Here is a 20,120-nt window from a genome sequence, read left to right as displayed (position 1 = left end):
AGCATGTCCCTGGCATGTCCCTCGGGCCGGCCACCAACCCACGCTTTGGCACAAAAAATGGACATGTCCTCCGGATAAGGGAGGGCATGTCCATTCTTTGTGCAGCTCTATGTGCGGCTGCGTGGAACAGCCTAGTGGAAGAAGTGGCGGGCTCCCGTGAAGTACATGGTGATACCGGCGGCGTTGGCCGCGGCGATGACTTCCTCGTCCCGGACGGAGCCGCCCGGCTGGACCACGGCGCGGACGCCGGCATCGACCAGGATCTGCAGGCCGTCGGCGAATGGGAAGAACGCGTCCGACGCTGCCACCGCGCCGCGGGCACGCTCGGGTGCTTCGCTGGCGTCGGTGCCGGCCGCGCCGCCAGGGGCTTCGCCCCCAACAGCAACGTCGGACTCCACGGTGACGCCGAGGGTGTTGGCGCGCTCGACCGCGAGCTTGCAGGAATCGAGCCGGTTGACCTGGCCCATGCCGATGCCGACGGCGGCACCGTTGTCCGCGAGCAGGATGGCGTTGGACTTGGCTGCGCGGCAGGCGGTCCAGGCGAACGCGAGGTCGGCCAGGGTGCCGGCGTCGGCGGCGTCGCCCGCGGCAAGGGTCCAGTTCGCGGGGGTGTCGCCGTCGGCGTCGACCTTGTCCGTCGCCTGTACCAGCATGCCGCCGGAGACCTGGCGGAACTCGGTCGGGTAGCGGCCGTATCCGTCGGGGAGGGCCAGGAGGCGGATGTTCTTCTTCTTGGACAGGATCTCCACGGCCTCCTCGTCAAAGCCCGGCGCGATGACGACCTCCGTGAAGATGCCGGCGACGGTGCGCGCCATGCCGGCAGTGACCGTGCGGTTCGCGGCGATGACGCCGCCGAACGCGGACACGGGATCGCAGGCGTGGGCCTTGGCGTGGGCGTCGGCGATGGGGTCCGCCGCGGACGCCGAACCCACAGCCACGCCGCACGGGTTGGCGTGCTTGATGATCGCGACGGCGGGCTCGGCGAAGTCGAAGGCCGCGCGCAGGGCGGCGTCGGCGTCGACAAAGTTGTTGTAGCTCATGGCCTTGCCGTGCAGCTGGTCGGCCTGCGCGATGCCGGCCGGGGCGGCCGTGTCCACATACAGTGCGGCCTGCTGGTGCGGGTTTTCGCCGTAGCGGAGCACCTCGGAGCGTTCCAGGGCCAGGCCGGCGTAGGCGGGCCAGTCGATCACGCCGTCGCCGTCCTCGTCGCGGAACTGGCTGGCGGTCCAGGTGGCTACGGCGGTGTCGTAGGCCGCGGTGTGCGCGAAAGCCTTGGCGGCGAGCCGGCGGCGGGTCTTTAGGTCAAAGCCGCCCGACGCGGCCGCCGCCACCACGGCACCGTAGGACGACGGGTCCACCACGATGGCGACGGCGGCGTGGTTCTTCGCGGCGGAGCGCACCATCGCGGGGCCGCCGATGTCGATCTGTTCGACGACGTCGTCCGGCGCGGCACCGGACTTCACGGTCTCCACGAACGGGTAGAGGTTGACGACGACGAGGTCGAACGGCTCGATCTTCATGTCCGCAAGCGTCTGCATGTGGGCCGGGACGCGGCGGTCCGCGAGGATGCCGCCGTGCACGCGCGGGTGCAGGGTCTTGACCCGGCCGTCCAGCATTTCCGGGGAGCCGGTGACTTCCTCGACTTCCTGCACGGGGATCCCGGCGGCGGCGATCTTCTTGGCCGTGGAGCCCGTGGAGACGATCTTGACGCCGGCGGCGTGCAGGCCTTGAGCGAGCTCCTCCAGACCGGTCTTGTCGTAGACCGAAATCAGTGCCCGGCGGATGGGAACTCGGTCGATGGATACACGGTCAAGCTGCGTGAAGCTCACAAAAGTCTCCGTCTTATATCGCGGCGGGGCCGCGGGTGGTGGGGATGCGGCCAGTTTATCGCGTCCCGGCGCCGGGCCGTCCCGCGCGCCGGAGTGTGAAGCACACGCGGGCCGTGCCCGGGCCACGTAAAGTTTTCACACAGGAGGCCAAGATGAACACGTACACCACTGTGCCCAGCGGCGAACAGGTGGTCCAGGAGCTGCCGTGGCGGTGGAAGGTCCAAGGCCGGATCTTCCTGATCGGCGGACTGGGCTTCATGTTCGATGCCTGGGACGTAACCCTCAACGGCATCCTCATACCGTTGCTGTCCAAGCACTGGTCCCTGAGCCCGGGCGATGCCGCCTGGATCGGAACGGCGAACCTGATTGGCATGGCCCTGGGCGCCTTTGTCTGGGGCACCATCGCGGACACCATGGGCCGCAAGAAGGCCTTCACCGCGACGCTGCTGATCTTTTCCATCTTCACCGTGCTCGGCGCGGTCTCCCCCGATTTTCTGTGGTTCGTCGTGTTCCGGTTCCTGGCCGGGTTCGGCCTGGGCGGCTGCATCCCGGTGGACTATGCGCTGGTCGGCGAGTTCACCCCCCGCAAACAGCGCGGCCGGGTGCTCACCGCGATGGACGGCTGGTGGCCGATCGGCGCGGCCCTTTGCGGTTTCGTCTCCGCCGGGCTGGTCGCGGCCTTCGCTGACTGGCGGCTGACCATGCTGGTCATGGTGCTCCCGGCGCTGCTGGTGTTCTGGATCCGCCGCAGCGTGCCGGAATCCCCGCTGTTCCTGATCCGCCAGGGCCGCCGCGAGGAAGCCGCGAAGGTAATCGATACCCTGGTCGAGGCCACCGGGGCCGAGGCCCGGGTCTACAGCCTGCCCGAACCGCAGGACGCACCCCGCCTCTCGGCCGGCAGCGCGTGGACGCAATTGCGTGCCCTGTGGCAGTTCAACTGGAAGATCACGACGGCGGCGTGGGCCCTGTTCTTCAGCATCCTGCTGGTCTACTACCTGTCCCTGACGTGGATGCCGCGGATCCTGATCGGCGCCGGCTTCGAGGAGTACAAGGCCTTCCTGACGACGGCGTCGATGGCCGCCGTGGGGCTCCTCGGCGTGGTGGTGGCCGCCCTGCTGGTGGAGCGGGTGGGCCGCAAGTGGATCCTGGCGGTCACCGGCCCGCTGTCCGCGCTGACGCTGGTGATTGTGGCGGTGGTGGTGGACATCCCCGCCGCCGCCGTGTTCTGGCTGCTGGTGTTCGGCTTTGTGGTGCAGGTGGCCATCCCGGTGCTCTATGCCTACGTCTCCGAGCTGTACCCCACCGAGCTGCGCGGCTCCGGCTTCGGCTGGGCCTCGACATTCTCCCGGCTGGGTGCCGGGTTCGGGCCGCTGATCTTCGCGGCCTTCCTGTGGCCGGAGCTGGGGCTCGCGACGTCGTTCGCCCTGGCCGGCGGGCTGGTGCTGATCTCCGTGCTGTGGATGGCGTTCTTCGCCCCCGAAACCAAGCAGCGCCGGCTGGAATAACGCGCCCACTCCACCCGGTGCGCTATCACTTCAGGCGGTTCTGAGCGCTGAGAACCGCCCGGACTGATAGCGCATCGGGGAAATCAGGCGGGGTCAGGCGGGCGGGTTAGGCGAGTGCGTGCTGGGCGGCGGCCAGGGACGCCAGGGTGGAGACCAGGAGCCGGCGCTCGACGACCTTGATGCGCCCGTGCAGGGATTCCTCGCTCTCGCCGTCCCCGATTGCCACGGCTTCCTGCGCGATGATGGGTCCGGTGTCCACCCCGGCGTCGGCCCAGTGCACCGTGCAGCCGGTGACCTTCACGCCGTACGCCAGCGCGTCGCGGACACCGTGGGCGCCGGGGAAGGACGGCAGCAGCGCCGGGTGCGTGTTGAGGTATTTGCCGCCAAACGAGTCGATGAAGTCCGCGCTGACAATCCGCATGAAGCCTGAGGACACCACCACATCCGGGGCAAAGCCGGCGACAGCCCCGGTCAGGGCCGCGTTCCAGGCCGCCCGGTCCGGGTAGGCCTTGAAGTCCACCACGAACGTGGGAATCCCGGCGGCGGCGGAGCGCTCCACCCCGAAAGTCCCCGGCCGGTCGGCGCCGACGGCGGCGATCTCGACGTCGAGCGCTCCGGACTTCACAGCATCGATCACTGCCTGGAGGTTGGAGCCGGTGCCGGAAACGAGGACAACTATGCGCATGGTCCTAGCTTATGGGGCCGCTCGCGTAGGCTGGAAAACATGAATTCCCCCACGGACTCCGGCAGCGGCCAGCCGGGCCGGCATCCGCGCGGCCAGGCGGTCAAAGAATCCGCGCGGCTGACCCACACCCTGTTCCGGCTGTTCATCGTCGCGGTCCTGGGCTCGTTCTTCGTCTTCCAGCTCGACGTGAGCTACCTGTGGCTGACGGCCGTGCTCACGGCGGCCGGGATTGTGCTGGGCATCGCGGTGCTGATCCGGGCCGTGAAGTACAAGGAGTCGCGGCTGGTCCTGTTCGGCACGATTTCCGGGCTGGTGGTCTCAGCGGTCATGCTGCTGGTGATCCTGGCCTCGACGCTGTTCTTCAACCAGATCCGCGACTACCAGCATTGCGTCCGGCAGGCCCTGACGGAACAGTCAACGTCGGCATGCCGGACGGAGCTACAGAATTCCATGCCCACGCAGCTGCGTTAAAGGCCGTTAGCGGCTGTTGACCGTCTCGAGGTCCGCTTCACGCAGCTTCTGCTGGCGTTCCAGCCAGGGACCTGCCGCGTAGCCGATCACGACCCCGATTCCTACCTCCGCCGCCACGAACAGTGCCGTGCGGAGCGGGTCGGGGCCGATTTCCGTCAGCCTCCCGATGCCGGCTGAACCGCGGGCCAGCCAGGCGAGCCCCGCCGCGAGCAGCCCGGCGACGGAGCCGATCACCGCACCCAGCACCAGGGTGGAGGCCGTGGCTGTAAACCAGCGGGCCCGGATCTTGATGGACAGCCATTCGTCGAAGTGGTTCTCGCCTTCACGCAGGAACCACCAGCCGGCCAGCGCCCCGGCGAGCGCCGGCACCACGAGGGCCACGAAGCCGAAGTCCAGCGAGCCGGACGGCAGCGCGGCGAACACGGGAACGGTCGGCAGCGGCCCGACGGCGGTCCCAAGTGGTCCGGCCGCCGAGCCGACTCCCAGCCCGAAGCCCGCGCCTGAGATCCAGGCCAGGGCAAACACCACGAGGTTGGGCAGGAAGCCCAGCTGCATAATCGTGAGGACGGCGCCGCCCATGGCGCCGGCGTCGAGCCCTTCATACACGGCCACCACGAGGTTCCAGTGGATGAAGAGGTCGACGGCGAGCAGCGCCGCCGACATCGCCAGGCTCGCCATCAGCGCCACCGATCCGGCCTTGATGGCCGAGCCCAGATAGGACCCGGCCCAGCGGGAATGCTGGCTGGTCCGGGACAGCCAGGCCACGGCGTCGACGCCGATCAGCCGGCTCCAGGAGCCTGCCTCGCGGCGCGCGCCGACCACCATGCCGAGCCCGAACGGGATGAGCGGGATGAACGCGGCGGCCCAGAGGCTGATGCCGACGTCGGATGTGCGGCAGACGAAGCCGGTGGCGATCCCGAACCCCGCGTACACCAGCCAGGACCCGAGCAGCGCCTGCCAGAGCTGGTCCGTGTAGGAGGCGCGGGCGAGGCGCCGTCCGGCGCGCCAGGCGAGCAGGAACGGGATGAGGGCCAGCCCCAGGGGAATGAGCGAGAGCGTTCCGGATTCCGGCTGCGCGGCGGACCCGGCACCGGCGGTGTCCAGCAGCAGGGGAACGCCGTGGATCAGCAGCCAGGCCTGGCCGGCCAGGCGTGCCAGGAAGTCGAACCCGCTGTTCTGGAATCCGGCTGTGGCCCACACCGCGACGATGGGCACCGCCACCGCAAGGGCGGAGATAACGGCGGCCTGGGCGGACTCGAGGGCCCCCTGCAGCCACAGGGGCATGGGAAGGCCACGTTGTCCGGTCTGATCAGCGCGCAGTTTCATCGAGATCCATGGTGCCACGGGCCCGGCGTCCGGCCGGTTTCCGACAGGCACAACGACCGGATCCGAGGTATTTGCCATCCCGGGCCCCCCGGAGCTTTTTCTAGACCCCGGTCGTAAAATTGTTAGTGTCCGCAAACAGTGTTTGGAGGCAGAAAATGACTACCGCATCTCCCCATGCACACGGCGTTCACTATGGTCGGACAGATGTACAGAACGTTGGCATGGGTGTAGGTATCGTCCTTATCGTCGTGGGCGTCCTGGGGTTCATCCCCGGCATCACCACGAACTACAGCGAACTGAGGTTCTTCGGGCCTGATTCCAAGGCCATGTTCCTGAGCCTGTTCCAGGTGTCGATGTTGCTGAACATCGTTCAGCTCGCGATCGGTGCCGCTGGCCTGACCATGTCCCGGACCGCAATGGGCGCCCGGAATTTCCTGATGGGCTCCGGCCTGCTGTATATCGTCCTTGGCATTTACGGGTTCATCGTCGGTTTGGATTCGGCGGCCAACTTCCTGTCGCTGAACGCCACGGACAATTGGGCCTTCTTGGTAATGGGCGTAGCAATGGCCGGCGCAGGCTGGCTGATGTCGAGGCATCTTGAAGGAGACGTAGAGACCCGGTCATCAACCCCCGGGACATAGGGAGCCGCGAATGAGTAACGTTTCATAGTATTCAGAAAATTCGTACTACCTGCTGGTGCAGTGGTTTAGCGGAAACGCGGCGGCTGCACCAGCTTTCTGTGTGCCCGCTTTTGTGCCCGGCACAGCGTCCGACGGCGACGGCGGCACAGGTTCCGACGGAGACGGCGGACCCTCCGCACGCAAGAAGGCCGGGACTCTGGCGGTCCCGGCCTTCCGTGATGGTGCTAGGCGTGGCGGCAATCAGCTTGCCGCCGGTGCCGCCGTGCTAGGTGGTGCTGTGCTCCATGCGGGGCGGAAGGGTGTCCCACTCCGTTTCCGCGGCCCGCATCCAGGGAAATGGCAGCAGTTCCTTGATCCGGACCTTCCCCACGTAGCCCTCGGCGTCGACCAGGACAGACGTCTCGGTTCCGTAAGAACGCAGCAGTTCCCGGCAGAGGCCACAGGGGTTCGTGACCTGGGGTTGTCCCTGTCCGTCCATGCTGACGGCCACCACGGAGTGGATTGATGCCTCCTGCGCCATGCGGGCATTGGCGAGGGCGCTGGATTCGGCGCACACATTGATGCGCTTTGCGCCAATGTGCAGTCCGAGGTAGATGGCCCCCGACTCACCGCGCATGGCCGCGGCCACCCGGTGGTTTTCGCTGTGATGGGCGGTCAGCAACAGCCCACGCGCTGCCTCGTAAAGCTCCACGTCTGACGCGTCGAGGTCAAAGGAGATCACGTTTGCCTCCACGCCTCTTCCGTCCGGGCGACTGGCGTCCATGAGGGTTCCCACTTTCCGTTCTAACTGTCCTGATGTTCTTTCCGGCAGGTTCATGCCTGCAGTTCTTACCTGCCGATGAAGATGCCGTTCTTCTGGCGGGCGAGCAGATAGAAGACAATGCTGAGCGCTGACAGGACGGCCACGTAAACGGGGAAGATCCAGGACGCGTTCAGGGACTGGAGCCACACCAGGAGGTAGGAGGCCGTGCCGCCGAAGAGGGCGACGCCCAGGCCGTAGCCGAGGGCCGTTCCGGCGCCGCGGCAACCCTTCGGCATTAGGGAGCTGGTGACGACGTTGTACAGGGTCATGTTCAGGACCAGCACAACCGAGCCACCGAGGAGCACGGCAGCGAAGCCTGCGATGCCGGGCTTGACGTACATCAGCATCAGGAAGACGGACGGAATGGCCAGTGCGCGGGTGATCAGGAACCACTTGGACATCGACTTGCCGTCAGCGACCTTGCTGATGATGAGGCTTCCGGCGACGAGCACGACGCCCAGGACGGTGGTGAGCGCGAAGACGGCGGTCGCGTCCTCCTTGAAGCCGGTGCGGGCAGCCGTCGGGAGGCCTGTGTTCCAGGCGTAGTTGTAAGCCTGTGCCGCGCCGACGACGAAGGTAATGGCCAGTACGCTGAGCCAGTGCTTGCGCACCCCGCCCCAGACCGTTTTCGCGGAGTTGTTCGCCAGTTCTTCGGGCTTCATGGTTTCAGGAAGGGTCCGGCGAAGGTAGACCACGACGAAGCCGAAGGCTGCGCCGACGACGAACGGCACGCGCCACCCCCAGTCGGCCATGACGGATCCGCCGAGCATCAGGCTGCAGAGGTAGCTGACAAGCGAGGCGAGCAGGATGCCTGCGTTGACGTAGAAGGAGATGATGCCGGCGACAAAGCCCTCGCGTCCCTCGGGTACGAGTTCGACGGCGTGGGCGGTGGACAGCGGGGCTTCAACGCCAGTGGAGATACCCTGGACGATGCGGCAGACCAGCAGGATGACGCCGGCTGCGGGGCCAATCTGGTCATAGGTCGGGGACACGGCAATGATCAGGGTGGTGACGGCCATCATCATGATGGACCAGAGCATTACCCGTCGTCGTCCGATCCTGTCGGCGAAGGTGCCGAGCAGGATTCCGCCCAGGGGACGGAACGCGAAGCCGACGGCGAAGACGGCCAGGGCGCTCAGGGTCGCGGCAACGGGGTCCTGCGACGGGAAGAACTTGGGTCCGATGAAGGCCGACAAGAGGCCAAAGACCATCCAGTCGTACCATTCCAGGGTGTTCCCCAGTCCGAGACCGAGCAGGCCCCGGCGGATTTCCGGAGAGAGCCGGGACTTCCGGCCGCTCTCCAGGTCAGTCTTGACGACAGTGTCAGTCATGATTCCTTTTTCCTTCCCCCGCACCGTCGGGGTGCGTGAGGGTACGGATCACCAGCGGACGTCCTGTTGGGGTCGCCGGTCATCGAAACTATCGTTTGGCTTGGTCCGCAGGGCGGGACCGGCTCACCACATGGGAGGTGAGTTAGCCCAGATAGCTACGCATGCCTCTTCGTAGCGATTGATTGCAAACGGGCCATCCAGCTCGGCAACAAAGAACGGATCTCGAAGGAACGCGTCCTGTTAACCGGCCAACATCAGGCTTGCGGATGGCTTGGCAGATGCCACTGCATCAGTACAAGGGAACGATCAACGAACGCGGGCCGGGCGCACCTTCCGCCAGAAGGTGGTTGCGCCCCATCCGTGTTCGCTTAGTGGTCGAACCCTTAGTGTTGCGGCTCACACAACTATATTGAAGATCTTCACAGAGTCAATGGTTCTGCGGAAAATACGGCCTCACCTCGCACGATGCCGCCAGGCCAAGCGGGAGCGCATCGGGACCCGGGGCCGGCTGGGGCCTCAATCCCGCCCGGGTCCGGCTTAGATAAGGCGCGCATCCGGCCCGGAACACGACGGGACGGGGACCCGGCCAGCCGGTAATTGGGGCGGCAACCGTAAAGAAATTTGTGAAAACCATTGATTCGCTAAAAGTTTTCACTATAGTTATGTGTGTTAGCTCACCGAGAGAAAGTCGGACCATGGCCACCGAAAGCGTCACGGGATCTTCCCCAGCCGGCACGAGCGTCCTTCTTGCCACCGTAGGCAACAAGGTCCGCAACATGCGCAAGGACAAAGGAATGACCCTTGCCAAGCTCTCGGAAGTCACTGGCCTCAGCCCGGCGATCGTAAGCCAGATCGAACGCGGCCTGGCCAATCCGTCCTTTACTACTCTGGCACAGCTGGCGCACGGCCTGGACATCCCCGTAGGGAAATTCTTCCTCGGACAGGAAGAAACCAGGTCCCCCGTGGTCCGCAGGGCCGAGCGGCGGAACCTTAAAGGCGTTACCAAGAAGTCTGTGGGTGAGGCGGTCTATGAACTGCTCACCCCGGACCTCAACGGTGCGCTGGAGGCCCAATGGATCGTGAGTCCGCCAGGCCACGACACCAGTGCCACTCCTTTCCGGCACAGCGGCGAGGAATTCGGCATCGTTCTCTCCGGCCGGAAAGACATCTTCCTGGACGGCGAGTGCTACACCCTGGAGGAAGGCGATTCCATCACCTTCTCTTCGGATACGCCTCACTGGTACAAGAACAGCTACGAAGAGGTCTGCGTAGCGATCTGGGTTAACGCACCTCACGCGTGGTAATCGGCCGGCTCTAGCCGCCGTCGCCGTTCTCCGGTCCGGATACCTCAGTGTCCGCCGGAACCTTAACTACACTCCGCAGCAAGGTCCGCAACGGGCCGCGCTGCGCCATACCCTCCGCCGGGTGGATTTCGCGGTCAGCGCCGCCGCGATCCCCTCCTGAGCACCGTCTTCTACGTCACCGTCTTCTACGTCACCGGCCGCCATTCCAACGGCGCTTTTGCCGGAAAAGTTAGGATCCCCATGAACCCGTCTACAGCCATGTCGTCGCTGGAACTCAGCACCACCACGGCGGACCTCACCGCCCCCGTCATCTCCCGCTCCGACGTCCTCGTGGTCGGCGGTGGCCCCGCAGGTGTGGCCGCCGCCGTCACCGCGGCCCGCTCCGGCGCCTCCGTCACGCTGCTGGAACGCTATTCCTCCCTCGGCGGCCTCGCCTCCGGCGGCATGGTGCTGGTCCTCGATGACATGATCAACGGCCAGGAAATCACGGTTACGGGCATCGTTTCCGAGTACGTCGAGCGCCTGCAGAAGCTGGGCCTGGCGATCGTTCCGCCAGCCGATGACCGCAAGACCTCCGAGGAACTGTGGAACAAGTGGGGCCGCTACGGCACCTTCGACTTCCACTCGCACACCACCCCCAAGCCGGTCTGCTACGCCGCCGCCTTCGACCCGGACGGCTGGAAGCGGGTCTCCAACGACCTCGTCCGCGAGGCCGGCGTCAACCTCCGCCTGCACTCCTGGTTCTCCCGCCCCATCGTGGACCACGGCGTCATGAAGGGCGTCATCTGCGAGACCAAGTCCGGCCCGCAGGCCTTCATGGCCGACATCGTGATCGACACCACCGGCGACATCGACGTCGCCTCCCGGGCCGGCGCCAGCTACGTCAAGGACAGCTACCTCACCACGCTCGTCTTCCGCCTCGGCAACGTGGACACCAATGCCGCGGAGGCCTTCGAACAGGCCAACCCGAAGGAAGCCCGCGCCATCAACCGCAAGATCAAGCGTCTCCTTGGCGGGGCCTGGGAACTGTGGTGGCTCAAGACCCCCATCGACGGCGTCGTCTGGTGCAACGCACCCCACATGACCGGCTTCGACGGCGTCGACCCGGCGGACATGACCGCCGCCGAGTTCGCAGCACGGGACCGCATCACCGAGGCCGTGGACTATGTCCGCGCCAACCTGCCCGGCTTCGAGAACTGCTACATGCTCGACGTCGCGTCCCAGATGGGCGTCCGCCAGACCCGGCTGCTGGAAGGCGAGTACGTCATGACCAAGGACGACGTCACCTCCCGCCGCCACTTCGCTGACACCGTGGCCCGCGGCCGCGACTACTACTACCCCTACCGCTCGCTGCTGCCCAAGGAAGTGGACCAGCTGCTCGTCGCCGGCCGGCACTACTCCGCCACCCCCGAGGCGCAGAAGATGTCCCGCGAGATCCCGCCCTGCATGGCCATGGGCCAGGCCGTCGGCGTCGCCGCCGCGCTGGCGGTCCAGACCGGCACCCTTGTCCGCGACGTCTCCGCGCTGGACATCCAGCAGGGAATGCGCCGGCACGGCGCGGACCCGGGCGACGTCCCGTCGTCGAACGCCACCCTTGACGTGGACGCGGTGGTGGGGGCATGAGCACCGTCATCGATGACCTGCTGTCAGGCACAACAACTGTTGGCACGACGGCGGCCCCCGCCGCCGGCACTGAATCTGCCGGCACCCCGCTCCCCCTTGACGGCGTCAAGATCGTGGACTTCACCCAGGTGTTCATGGGCCCGTCCTGCACCCAGCTGTTGGGCGACTACGGCGCGGACATCATCAAGGTGGAACGCCCGGGCGCCGGGGACATCTCCCGCAACTCGTTCCCGGACAAGGACGGCCAGGACAACCCGATCTTCCTGTCCATCAACCGGAACAAGCGCGGCATCTCCGTGGACACCCGCACCGACGACGGCAAAGCCGTGCTCCGCCGGCTGCTGGCGGACGCGGACGTGGTGGTCAGCAACTTCCGCTCCGGCGTGATGGAGCGGATGGGCTTCGGCTATGAGGACCTCAAGGAGCAGAACCCGGGCATCATCTGGGCCTCCGGCACGGGCTTCGGCCCCGAGGGCCCCTACTCGCACAAGGGCGGCCAGGACGCGATCGCCCAGGCCTACTCCGGCGTGATGTGGCGCCGCGAATCGGATGACGTCAAGCCGTCCATCTACCCCACCACGCTGTGCGACTACATCACCGGCATGCACCTCATGCAGGGCATCCTGCTGGCACTGCGCACCCGGGAAACCTCCGGCGTCGGGCAGAAGGTGGAGGTGACCATGTACGACTCCATGCTGCACCTGCAGATGCAGGAGGCGTGCATGCAGCTCAACCGCGGCTACGAGGTCAACTGGGGCGCCATGCCGCTCAGCGGCGTCTTTGAAACCACCGACGGCGCCGTCTGCATGGTGGGCGGCTTCACCCCGGACCCGCTGGCCCGGATCTCCGAGGCCCTGGGCCTGGACGAGGACCTCACGCTGCGGCCGGAGTTCGCCAACCTGGAGCAGCAGTTCGAGCACAAGCCGGCACTGCAGGCGATCTTCCGCGAGCGCATCGCCACCAACACCACCGAGTACTGGACCGGCCGGCTGGAGGAGAGCGGACTGCTCAACGCCCCCGTGCACACCCTGGAGCAGACCCTGGCCGATGCGCAGACGCACGCCAACGGCATGATCGTCGAGGCAGAACACCCCGGCGTCGGCACCGTGAAAATGCTCAACGCGCCCATCCGGCTCTCCGCCACCCCGCCCACCATCCGCCGGGTGGCCCCGCGGCTCGGCGAGCACAACGTCGAGGTGCTGCTGGAGAACGGGTTCGACGCCGAGACCATCGAGCGCCTGCAGCAGCTGGGGGTCCTGCGATGACCGCCGTTTCCGCAGCCGAGAAGACGGCCGCAGTCCCGAACACGGCAGTCCCGGACACAGTGGACAAGGTCACCCTGACCATCGAGAACCACGTCGCCACGGTGGTCATCGACCGCCAGCACGTGCTCAACGCCGTTGACGGCGGCGCCCAGGCCCGGCTCAATGAAATCTGGGACCAGCTCGAAGCCGATCCCGACGTCCGGGCCGTGGTCATCACGGGTGCCGGCACCCGGGCCTTCTGCGTGGGCGCGGACATGTCCGCCTCCGCCGTGGACAAGACCGGCCTCGAGTACTGGGCCAGCCTGGACCCGAACGGCTTCGGCGGCCTCAGCCTGCGCACCACGCTGGACATCCCGGTAATCGCCCGGGTCAACGGTTACGCGCTGGGCGGCGGCATGGAGATCGTGCTCGGCGCGGACATCGTGATCGCCGCGGACACCGCCCGCTTCGGGCTGACGGAACCGCGCGTGGGGCGCCTGGCGCTCGACGGCGGCATCCACCAGCTGGTGCGCCGGATCCCGTACACCCAGGCGATGGGCATGCTCCTGACCGGGCGGAAGGCCGAGGCCGCGGAGATGCAGTCCATGGGCCTGGTCAATGAGGTGGTCCCCGCGGAGGAGCTCGACGCCGCCGTGCAGCGCTGGCTGGAGCAGATCCTCGCCTGCGCCCCCACCTCCGTCCGGGCCGTCAAGCAGATGGTCACGCAGACCGCGCACCTGACCGCCACCGAGGCCCGCGGGCTCCGGCTCCCGGCCCTCATGGCGGCGCTGGACAGCGCGGACTCCGCCGAGGGCGTCCGCGCCTTCCAGGAGAAGCGCCCGCCGCTCTGGCCTGGACATTAGAGAGACGGCCGCTAGCCGTTCCGCCGCCTGATACCCAGGCGGTGCGAAGTTCAACCGACAGAAGAGCTCAGCGGACAGACGAGTTCAGTCGGGTGAGTTCAGCCGAAGATTCAGCCGCACGAAGAACAGCAAGAGCTTAGAAGGAGAAACCAATGCGGGAGTTACTGACACCCGGCGTGTGGGGCGTCGTCGCCACACCGTTCCAGGGCAGCGCCCTGGATATCGACACGGACAGCCTGGCCGGACTCGTGGGCTACTACGAGTCGATCGGCGCCACCGGGCTCACGGTCCTGGGCGTGTTCGGCGAGGCCGCGGCCCTGACTGCGGCCGAGCGCAGCCTGGTCCTGGAAGTGGTCATGGAGGAAACGCGCCTGCCCCTCGTGGTGGGAGTGACTTCCCTCTACACCGGCACGGCCGTCGACGAAATCCGTTCCATCCAGGCTGCCACCGGGGACCGGCTGGCTGCCGTCATGGTGCAGGCCAACTCCGCCAACCCCGGCGTGGTCAGCGCGCACCTGAACGCCGTTCACCAGTCCACCGGCGCCAACGTGGTGCTGCAGGACTACCCCCTGGCCAGCGGCGTCAACATCAGCACCGAGGCTCTCATTTCCGTGGTGCAGGCCTGCAGCTTCGTCACCGCGGTCAAGGCCGAGGCCCCGCCCACATCTGTGGCGATCGGACACCTGACCGCAGCCCTGGACGTCTCCGTGTTCGGCGGGCTCGGCGGCCAGGGGCTGCTGGACGAGCTTATGGCCGGCGCCGCCGGGGCGATGACGGGGTTCTCCTACCCGGAAGCGCTCATCGCCTGCGTGCGGGCATGGCAGAAGGACGGCTACGAGGCCGCCCGCGATGCCCTGCTGCCATACCTGCCGCTGATCAACTTCGAACAGCAGGCCAAGATCGCGCTGGCGATCCGCAAGGAGTGCCTGCACCAGCGCGGACTGATTGCCGACGCCGGCGTCCGGGCCCCGGCCGCGGCGTTCCCGGAGGTTCTCCGGACGGGGCTGCGCACGCATCTGGCCGAGGCCGCGAAGGCCCTTGGCCCGAATCCGGCCGCCGCCCTCACCACAGCGGGGAGGCACTAGTGGACCTCGGAATCAGCGGGAAAACCGCCCTGGTGGCCGCCTCCACCGGCGGACTCGGCCTCGCCGTCGCCCGGGCCCTCGCGGCCGAGGGCGTACGGGTAGCCATCACCGGCCGGCGCCGGGAGCGCGCCGAGGAGATCGCGGCCGGGCTCCAGGCCGACGGGCACAGCGCCGTCGCCGTCGAAGCCGACCTCAGCACCGCCGACGGCGTGGCCGCCACCGTCGAACGCACCGTGGACGCGCTCGGGCCCATCGACATCCTGGTCCTCAACGGTCCCGGACCGAAGCCCGGCGCGGCCGCCACGCTCGGCGCCGACGACATCGCCGCGGCGTTCGAACAGCTGGTCAAACCGCACCACGCCCTGGTCTCGCACATCCTGCCGGGCATGCGGGAACGGCGCTGGGGACGGATCCTGGCCGTCGGTTCGAGCGGCGTCGTGGCGCCGCTGCCCAACCTGGCCGTGTCCAACACCGGCCGCGCGGCACTGGCCGGCTACCTCAAGACCCTCGCCGCCGAGGTGGCGCTGGACGCCGTCACGGTCAACATGCTCCTTCCCGGACGCATCGCCACGGACCGGGTGGCGGAACTGGACCGGGCCGCCGCCAAGCGGCGGGGCACCACGCCCGAGGAAATCCAACTCGAATCCCGCAAGACCATCCCCGCCCGCCGCTACGGCGAACCCGAGGAATTCGGCGCCGCCGCGGCGTTCCTCTGCAGCGCCCCGGCCTCCTACATCACCGGCGTGGCACTGCGCTGCGACGGCGGCCTCATCCGCGGGCTCTGACCGCCCGCACACACCCTGCTCCGACTCTCCCGAAGGAACACCATGACTTCCACCGACACAGATCTCTCAACTGTCACCGAGACCCCCACCGAGACCCCCACCGTGCGGGACCTCATCACCGCCCGGCACCTCATCAACGGCGAATGGCTCGGCGGGGCGGACACCGAGCGGATGAACCCGGCCCGCCCGGGCGAGCTCGCCGCCCTCTCCCCCAGCGGCACCGCAGCCGACGTCGACGCCGCCATCACCGCCGCCACCGCCGCGCAGCCGGCCTGGGCCGCCCTGCCCGCCCCGTCCCGCGGCGCCATCCTGATGGCCGCCGGCAACCTGCTGCTGGACCGCCAGGCCGCGATCGCCGAAGACCTCGTCCGGGAAGAGGGCAAGACTCTGGCTGAGGCCAAGGGCGAGGTCAAGCGCGCTTCCGACGTGCTGCGCTTCTTCGGTTCCCTCGGCTGGGCGGCCACCGGCGAAGTGCTGCCCAGCGGCCTGCCGGACACCACCATCACCACCCGCCGCGAGCCGCTCGGCGTCGTCGGGCTGATCACGCCGTGGAACTTCCCCATCGCCATCCCGGCCTGGAAGGCCGCCCCGGCACTGATCAGCGGCAACGCCGTGGTGATCAAGCCGGCCGAGCTCACCCCGCTCTCCGCCTCGCACCTGGCCCGCGCCCTGCAGGACGCCGGACTGCCCGCCGGCGTGTTCAACGTGGTCCACGGCAAGGGCCGCGTGGTGGGCGACGCCCTGGCCCGCGATCCCCGCATCGCCGGGATGTCCTTCACCGGCTCCACCAAGGTGGGACTCGGGCTGCAGGAGATCCTGAACGCCCACCGCGCCCGCGTCCAGCTGGAAATGGGCGGCAAGAACGGCGTGCTGGTCCTGGACGACGCCGATCCCCGCAGGGCCGCCCAGGTGGTGGCGGCCGGCGCGTTCGGCCTCACCGGCCAGGCCTGCACCGCCACGTCCCGGGTCTACGTCACGCCCGGCATCCGTGCTGCGTTCCTTGAGGCCCTCACCGAGGAAGCCGCGCAGTACACCGCCGGCGACGGACTCGAAGGCGCAAAGATGGGCGCCGTTGTGAGCAGCCAGCAGTTCGAACAGAACCAGGCCGCGGTGCGCACCGCCGTCGAACGCGGCGCCACGCTGCTGCACGGTGCGTACGACGGCGGCACGGACGCCGGCTTCCTCTTCCCGGCCGCCGTCCTCACGGACCTGCCCTTCGACGACGCCGCCGTGACCGAGGAGATTTTCGGACCCGTGGTGGCCGTCCTCGAGGTCCCGGACTATGAGGCCGGGCTCGCCGCGATCAACGATTCCCGCTACGGCCTCACCGCCGGCATCTGCACCGACTCCCTGGCGCTCTCCACGGACTTCGCCGCCCGCGCCCAGGCCGGGGTCATCAAGGTCAACCGTCCGACGGCGGGGCTGGACCTGAACGTGCCGTTCGGCGGCGTCAAGGACTCCTCCACCAACACGTTCCGCGAACAGGGCAAGTCCGCGCTGGACTTCTTCACGTGGGGCAAGACCGTCTACACGGGTGTGTAGCCTGCCATGACGTACGTGATCGCCCAGCCCTGTGTGGATGTGAAGGACAAAGCCTGCATCGACGAATGCCCGGTGGACTGCATGTACGAGGGTGAACGCTCGCTCTACATCCACCCGTCCGAATGCGTGGACTGCGGCGCGTGCGATCCCGTGTGCCCGGTGGAGGCGATCTACTACTCCGACGATGTCCCGGACGAGTGGGCCGACTACGTGCGCGCCAACGTGGAGTTCTTCGAGGAGCTGGGGTCGCCGCAGGGCGCCTCAGCCCTCGGAAACCTGCACCGCGACCACCCTGTGGTGGCGGACGCGCCCGCGACGGCCGGCGCCGCCGGCGGGGACTAGAGCCATGACTTATGGCTCTAGTCGCCCGCCGTCTGCCTGAGGAGTATCACAAGGGTCAGGACTGTGCCCGGCCAGGGGCATCCCTCCTACGCCGACACAAACCCGACCTGCAAGAAGGACCATCATGGCGGTGGCCTGGACTCGAGCATCGTTCCGCCGGCTCACGGCCGCGATCGTCGCCGTCGCGCTCACGGCGGCCCTGGGCGGCTGCAGTCCCGGGCCGAACCCGCCGGCCCAGCCGCTCCCGCCCGATTCCGGCTACCGGGCGGTGCTCGAAGAGTTCGGCAGGAGAATGCTCGGCGACGGCGCCCCTGCCGTGCTCATCCAGCTCCGCGTGGGCGGGGACGAATGGTCCGCGGCGTACGGTGTTAGGAATCTGGATGGCGGATCCCGTGCCGAGGCAACGGACCCCGTCCATGTCGGCGGCATCACCAAATCCATGGTGGCGGTCTCGGTGCTGAAGCTGGTCGAGGAAGGCCGGATCCAGCTGGACGCACCGGTCAGCACCTACCTGCCGGACTTTGACAAGGTGATGCACCCGCCGGGACCCGTCACCGTGCGCCAACTGCTGCAGCACCGTTCGGGGATGCCGTCCGTGGACGGGCCGCTGTACGATCCGGAGACTGTGCGGAAGGCGCTGACCACCAAGGTGAGCCTGGTGGACCTGCTGGCCATGGCGGGCCGCATATCGTGGAAGGCAAAGCTGGCCCAGGGATTTGAGTACTCCAACTCGAACTACATTGCCCTGGCCTTGATCGTCGAACGCCTGCGGCGCCGGCCGATCGGCGAGGTGATCCGCACCGACGTCATCGAACCGCTCGGGTTGAACGGAACCTCGATGACAGCCGCCGGGCCTCCGCCGTCGTCCATGGTCCATGGCTACATCGCGCTGGGCCCCAAACAACTCGACGTCACCTATCCCGCCGCGCAGATCGACAACGCCGCCGGCGGCATGGTGTCCTCCGTGGCGGACGTGAACACGTTCTACCGCGCCTTGCTGCAGGACCGGCTGCTCAAGCCGGACACCATCACGCAAATGGAGAGCCCGCTCTACGCCAGGTACGGGCTCGGCGTGGTCCGCTGGAATGACCTCTGCACGAACGATTTCTACTATGGCCATCCCGGCGACGTTCCCGGCTACGGCACCATCGCAATGACCAGCTCGGACGGCACCCGGCAGCTCGCCATGGCCGTGGCCTACCCGCCGGAACCGCTCCAGCCCGGGGCCAGCCGCATCCTGCAGGAAATGGAGGCCATAGCGGAGGACACCCTCAACGCCACCTGCCAGAACGGGCCGTCAGGGCCGTCAGGGCCTGTGCAGGCCGCAGGCGGCCGTACGGGTTAAAAGCCGTGCGGGTTGACAGCCGTGCGGGCTAAAAGCCGTACGGTTGAAACGGCAGTCTAGAGACGTACCTGGGAGTACGGGAGGCTGGGGAGGGTTCCGGCCGTCCAAGGCCGTTCCGAGGGCTCCAGCGGAATCCGCCCGTGGCCGTCCCGCCAGATGAGGACAAACGTGCCTGCGATCGCCAGCAGTGAGACTGCGGCGAAGACGAGCAAAAAGACGACAATGGAGTCGATGGACCCGGACATTTCTCGAACACCCCTCTAAGTCCAATTTTACCGCCGTGCCATGCTCTTGGCCCTGGCAACCGAGCCCAGGAAACAAGCCCAGGATCCCGGTCCGGAACCGCCCGGAAAACAGGTCCGGTGCCCCTGCCGCGCGGCACCCCAGACACTGCGACAATGGGCACATGACAGCGATCATCCTCGTCTGGGACCCCGACGAATGGAACGACTGGACCTACCCGACAGTCCTTCAGGAGGTCGCCGAAACGGGCCGGTTCCTCGCCAGCTGGAATGTGGGCCGCCATGTGGAGATTGCATCCGGCGCGGAGGCGTGGCTCGTGCTCCAGGGCCGCCACGGCCGCGGCCTGATCGGCCACGGCGTGATCGTTTCGGAGCGCCCGGCACCCCGCGCCCAGACGCCAAACTCAGATTTTCCGGACAGCATGACGCCGGGCACCGATTTACCCGACAGCGCGACTTCGGCGACCGGAGCCGCCGCGGCGACCGCCGGCGGCTCCGGCGGTACCGGCGGTACCGGCGGCTCCGGCGGCTCCGGTGGCGACGAGCCGCGCTACGTCCGCGTTGCCTTCGATTCCCTCCTGCCGGCCGGGGACCAGATCCCGCCCGGCGTCCTCCGGGAGGCCGGCCCCGGCATTGACTGGGCGGCTCTGCACGGATCCGGGGTGACGATCGAGCCGGCCGCCGAACCGTTGCTCCGCGGGCTCTGGAGCGAATTCGGCCCGCAGCCGGCCGACCCCACCGAGCCCGTGCCCGGCACCGTCCCGGCGGCGGCGGTCAGCCGGGTAGAGGTGAACCGGTACGAACACAGTCCGGACGCGCGGCGGGCCTGCATCGCCCATCACGGGACCAGCTGCGCCGTGTGCGGGTTCTCGTTTGAAATCGCCTATGGGGAGATCGGCAACGACTTCATTCCGGTCCATCACCTGGTCCCGGTGTCACAGCTGGGCAGCAACTACGAACTGGATCCCGTCACGGACCTGGTGCCGCTCTGCGCCAACTGCCACGCCATGGCACACCGGGGAGTGACGACGCCGCGCACGGTCGCGGAACTGCGCCGGATCATGGCCGCAGCCGGGTACCTGACCGGACAGGCGCTGAGCCCGCACGAGCTCCAGGCCCAGCGGGACGCCCGGCGGATCCTAAACCAGAAGTAAC

19 protein-coding genes are annotated in these 20,120 nt (G+C 67.7%); 13 read left to right on the top strand and 6 right to left on the bottom strand.

What is annotated here, in order from left to right:
* Nucleotides 1-131: 131 nt before the first annotated feature.
* A complete protein-coding gene (gene purH / locus BLQ10_RS00150; RefSeq protein WP_091556940.1) occupies nucleotides 132-1,829 on the bottom strand; it encodes a bifunctional phosphoribosylaminoimidazolecarboxamide formyltransferase/IMP cyclohydrolase in 1,698 nt (565 codons plus the stop codon).
* 152 nt (nucleotides 1,830-1,981) lie between these two features.
* Between purH and BLQ10_RS00145 the strand changes: the two genes are divergently transcribed.
* Nucleotides 1,982-3,334 carry an MFS transporter gene (locus BLQ10_RS00145; RefSeq protein ID WP_091556938.1) on the top strand — a complete coding sequence of 451 codons (1,353 nt, stop codon included), beginning with the start codon at nucleotides 1,982-1,984 and terminating at the stop codon, nucleotides 3,332-3,334.
* Between the two features lie 106 nt (nucleotides 3,335-3,440).
* On the opposite strand, the gene purN is transcribed toward BLQ10_RS00145, so the two are convergent.
* Nucleotides 3,441-4,019 (bottom strand): phosphoribosylglycinamide formyltransferase, encoded by a 579-nt coding sequence (gene purN, locus BLQ10_RS00140; RefSeq protein WP_091556936.1) that lies wholly within the window; start codon nucleotides 4,017-4,019, stop codon nucleotides 3,441-3,443.
* 39 nt (nucleotides 4,020-4,058) lie between these two features.
* Between purN and BLQ10_RS00135 the strand changes: the two genes are divergently transcribed.
* Nucleotides 4,059-4,490 (top strand): hypothetical protein, encoded by a 432-nt coding sequence (locus BLQ10_RS00135; RefSeq protein ID WP_091556933.1) that lies wholly within the window; start codon nucleotides 4,059-4,061, stop codon nucleotides 4,488-4,490.
* Nucleotides 4,491-4,496: 6 nt separating this feature from the next.
* Here BLQ10_RS00135 and BLQ10_RS00130 read toward each other — a convergent pair whose 3' ends face one another.
* Nucleotides 4,497-5,816 (bottom strand): cell division protein PerM, encoded by a 1,320-nt coding sequence (locus tag BLQ10_RS00130; RefSeq protein ID WP_091557864.1) that lies wholly within the window; start codon nucleotides 5,814-5,816, stop codon nucleotides 4,497-4,499.
* Between the two features lie 155 nt (nucleotides 5,817-5,971).
* Between BLQ10_RS00130 and BLQ10_RS00125 the strand changes: the two genes are divergently transcribed.
* Complete coding sequence (locus BLQ10_RS00125; protein ID WP_091556931.1) at nucleotides 5,972-6,457, top strand: DUF4383 domain-containing protein; 486 nt, start codon at nucleotides 5,972-5,974, stop codon at nucleotides 6,455-6,457.
* Between the two features lie 265 nt (nucleotides 6,458-6,722).
* On the opposite strand, the gene BLQ10_RS00120 is transcribed toward BLQ10_RS00125, so the two are convergent.
* Together BLQ10_RS00120 and BLQ10_RS00115 are read right to left on the bottom strand one after the other, a co-directional pair.
* On the bottom strand, nucleotides 6,723-7,220 hold the full coding sequence (locus BLQ10_RS00120) for a cytidine/deoxycytidylate deaminase family protein (RefSeq protein WP_175558419.1): 498 nt from the start codon (nucleotides 7,218-7,220) through the stop codon (nucleotides 6,723-6,725).
* A 65-nt stretch (nucleotides 7,221-7,285) separates the two neighbouring features.
* Nucleotides 7,286-8,590 carry an MFS transporter gene (locus BLQ10_RS00115; RefSeq protein WP_091556927.1) on the bottom strand — a complete coding sequence of 435 codons (1,305 nt, stop codon included), beginning with the start codon at nucleotides 8,588-8,590 and terminating at the stop codon, nucleotides 7,286-7,288.
* A gap of 695 nt (nucleotides 8,591-9,285) precedes the next feature.
* On the opposite strand from BLQ10_RS00115, the gene BLQ10_RS00110 reads away from it, so the two are divergent.
* The 9 genes from BLQ10_RS00110 (at nucleotide 9,286) to BLQ10_RS00070 (ending at nucleotide 18,723) form a co-directional block, all read left to right on the top strand.
* A complete protein-coding gene (locus tag BLQ10_RS00110) occupies nucleotides 9,286-9,894 on the top strand; it encodes a helix-turn-helix domain-containing protein (protein ID WP_091556924.1) in 609 nt (202 codons plus the stop codon).
* 240 nt (nucleotides 9,895-10,134) lie between these two features.
* Nucleotides 10,135-11,517, top strand: a complete 1,383-nt coding sequence (locus tag BLQ10_RS00105) for an FAD-dependent oxidoreductase (protein ID WP_217635762.1) — start codon at nucleotides 10,135-10,137, stop codon at nucleotides 11,515-11,517.
* On the top strand, nucleotides 11,514-12,782 hold the full coding sequence (locus BLQ10_RS00100; protein ID WP_091556919.1) for a CaiB/BaiF CoA transferase family protein: 1,269 nt from the start codon (nucleotides 11,514-11,516) through the stop codon (nucleotides 12,780-12,782). Before BLQ10_RS00105 ends, BLQ10_RS00100 begins: the two co-directional genes overlap by 4 nt.
* Nucleotides 12,779-13,624 carry an enoyl-CoA hydratase-related protein gene (locus BLQ10_RS00095; protein ID WP_091556916.1) on the top strand — a complete coding sequence of 282 codons (846 nt, stop codon included), beginning with the start codon at nucleotides 12,779-12,781 and terminating at the stop codon, nucleotides 13,622-13,624. Before BLQ10_RS00100 ends, BLQ10_RS00095 begins: the two co-directional genes overlap by 4 nt.
* 152 nt (nucleotides 13,625-13,776) lie before the next feature.
* The gene (locus tag BLQ10_RS00090) at nucleotides 13,777-14,709 is read left to right on the top strand and encodes a dihydrodipicolinate synthase family protein (protein WP_091556915.1); all 933 of its coding nucleotides are present in this window, start codon (nucleotides 13,777-13,779) and stop codon (nucleotides 14,707-14,709) included.
* Nucleotides 14,709-15,494, top strand: a complete 786-nt coding sequence (locus tag BLQ10_RS00085) for an SDR family oxidoreductase (protein WP_091556914.1) — start codon at nucleotides 14,709-14,711, stop codon at nucleotides 15,492-15,494. Before BLQ10_RS00090 ends, BLQ10_RS00085 begins: the two co-directional genes overlap by 1 nt.
* A gap of 42 nt (nucleotides 15,495-15,536) precedes the next feature.
* Nucleotides 15,537-17,036, top strand: coding sequence for an aldehyde dehydrogenase family protein (locus tag BLQ10_RS00080; RefSeq protein WP_175558418.1), 1,500 nt, complete (start codon nucleotides 15,537-15,539; stop codon nucleotides 17,034-17,036).
* A gap of 6 nt (nucleotides 17,037-17,042) precedes the next feature.
* Nucleotides 17,043-17,378: a ferredoxin gene (gene fdxA / locus BLQ10_RS00075; RefSeq protein WP_091556911.1), complete on the top strand. Its 336-nt coding sequence runs from the start codon at nucleotides 17,043-17,045 to the stop codon at nucleotides 17,376-17,378.
* Between the two features lie 124 nt (nucleotides 17,379-17,502).
* Nucleotides 17,503-18,723: a serine hydrolase domain-containing protein gene (locus tag BLQ10_RS00070; RefSeq protein WP_091556910.1), complete on the top strand. Its 1,221-nt coding sequence runs from the start codon at nucleotides 17,503-17,505 to the stop codon at nucleotides 18,721-18,723.
* A 56-nt stretch (nucleotides 18,724-18,779) separates the two neighbouring features.
* Here the strand turns inward: BLQ10_RS00070 and BLQ10_RS00065 are convergent, their stop codons facing one another.
* Complete coding sequence (locus BLQ10_RS00065) at nucleotides 18,780-18,968, bottom strand: hypothetical protein (RefSeq protein ID WP_091556908.1); 189 nt, start codon at nucleotides 18,966-18,968, stop codon at nucleotides 18,780-18,782.
* A 161-nt stretch (nucleotides 18,969-19,129) separates the two neighbouring features.
* Between BLQ10_RS00065 and BLQ10_RS00060 the strand changes: the two genes are divergently transcribed.
* Nucleotides 19,130-20,119, top strand: a complete 990-nt coding sequence (locus BLQ10_RS00060; protein ID WP_091556907.1) for an HNH endonuclease — start codon at nucleotides 19,130-19,132, stop codon at nucleotides 20,117-20,119.
* Nucleotide 20,120 lies beyond the last annotated feature (1 nt).

Source organism: Arthrobacter sp. ok362 (assembly GCF_900102785.1).
Classification (GTDB): domain Bacteria; phylum Actinomycetota; class Actinomycetes; order Actinomycetales; family Micrococcaceae; genus Arthrobacter.
This window is presented reverse-complemented; position numbering and strand designations above follow the sequence as displayed.

Coding starts and splice junctions, on each gene's coding strand:
- BLQ10_RS00095 (WP_091556916.1), top strand. CDS start 12,779: ATGACCGCCGTTTCCGCAGCCGAGAAGACGGCCGCAGTCCCGAACACG.
- BLQ10_RS00090 (WP_091556915.1), top strand. CDS start 13,777: ATGCGGGAGTTACTGACACCCGGCGTGTGGGGCGTCGTCGCCACACCG.
- BLQ10_RS00110 (WP_091556924.1), top strand. CDS start 9,286: ATGGCCACCGAAAGCGTCACGGGATCTTCCCCAGCCGGCACGAGCGTC.
- BLQ10_RS00080 (WP_175558418.1), top strand. CDS start 15,537: ATGACTTCCACCGACACAGATCTCTCAACTGTCACCGAGACCCCCACC.
- fdxA (WP_091556911.1), top strand. CDS start 17,043: ATGACGTACGTGATCGCCCAGCCCTGTGTGGATGTGAAGGACAAAGCC.
- BLQ10_RS00105 (WP_217635762.1), top strand. CDS start 10,135: ATGAACCCGTCTACAGCCATGTCGTCGCTGGAACTCAGCACCACCACG.
- BLQ10_RS00120 (WP_175558419.1), bottom strand. CDS start 7,220: ATGGACGCCAGTCGCCCGGACGGAAGAGGCGTGGAGGCAAACGTGATC.
- BLQ10_RS00060 (WP_091556907.1), top strand. CDS start 19,130: ATGACAGCGATCATCCTCGTCTGGGACCCCGACGAATGGAACGACTGG.
- BLQ10_RS00135 (WP_091556933.1), top strand. CDS start 4,059: ATGAATTCCCCCACGGACTCCGGCAGCGGCCAGCCGGGCCGGCATCCG.
- BLQ10_RS00100 (WP_091556919.1), top strand. CDS start 11,514: ATGAGCACCGTCATCGATGACCTGCTGTCAGGCACAACAACTGTTGGC.
- BLQ10_RS00065 (WP_091556908.1), bottom strand. CDS start 18,968: ATGTCCGGGTCCATCGACTCCATTGTCGTCTTTTTGCTCGTCTTCGCC.
- BLQ10_RS00115 (WP_091556927.1), bottom strand. CDS start 8,590: ATGACTGACACTGTCGTCAAGACTGACCTGGAGAGCGGCCGGAAGTCC.
- BLQ10_RS00070 (WP_091556910.1), top strand. CDS start 17,503: ATGGCGGTGGCCTGGACTCGAGCATCGTTCCGCCGGCTCACGGCCGCG.
- purN (WP_091556936.1), bottom strand. CDS start 4,019: ATGCGCATAGTTGTCCTCGTTTCCGGCACCGGCTCCAACCTCCAGGCA.
- BLQ10_RS00125 (WP_091556931.1), top strand. CDS start 5,972: ATGACTACCGCATCTCCCCATGCACACGGCGTTCACTATGGTCGGACA.
- BLQ10_RS00130 (WP_091557864.1), bottom strand. CDS start 5,816: ATGAAACTGCGCGCTGATCAGACCGGACAACGTGGCCTTCCCATGCCC.
- BLQ10_RS00145 (WP_091556938.1), top strand. CDS start 1,982: ATGAACACGTACACCACTGTGCCCAGCGGCGAACAGGTGGTCCAGGAG.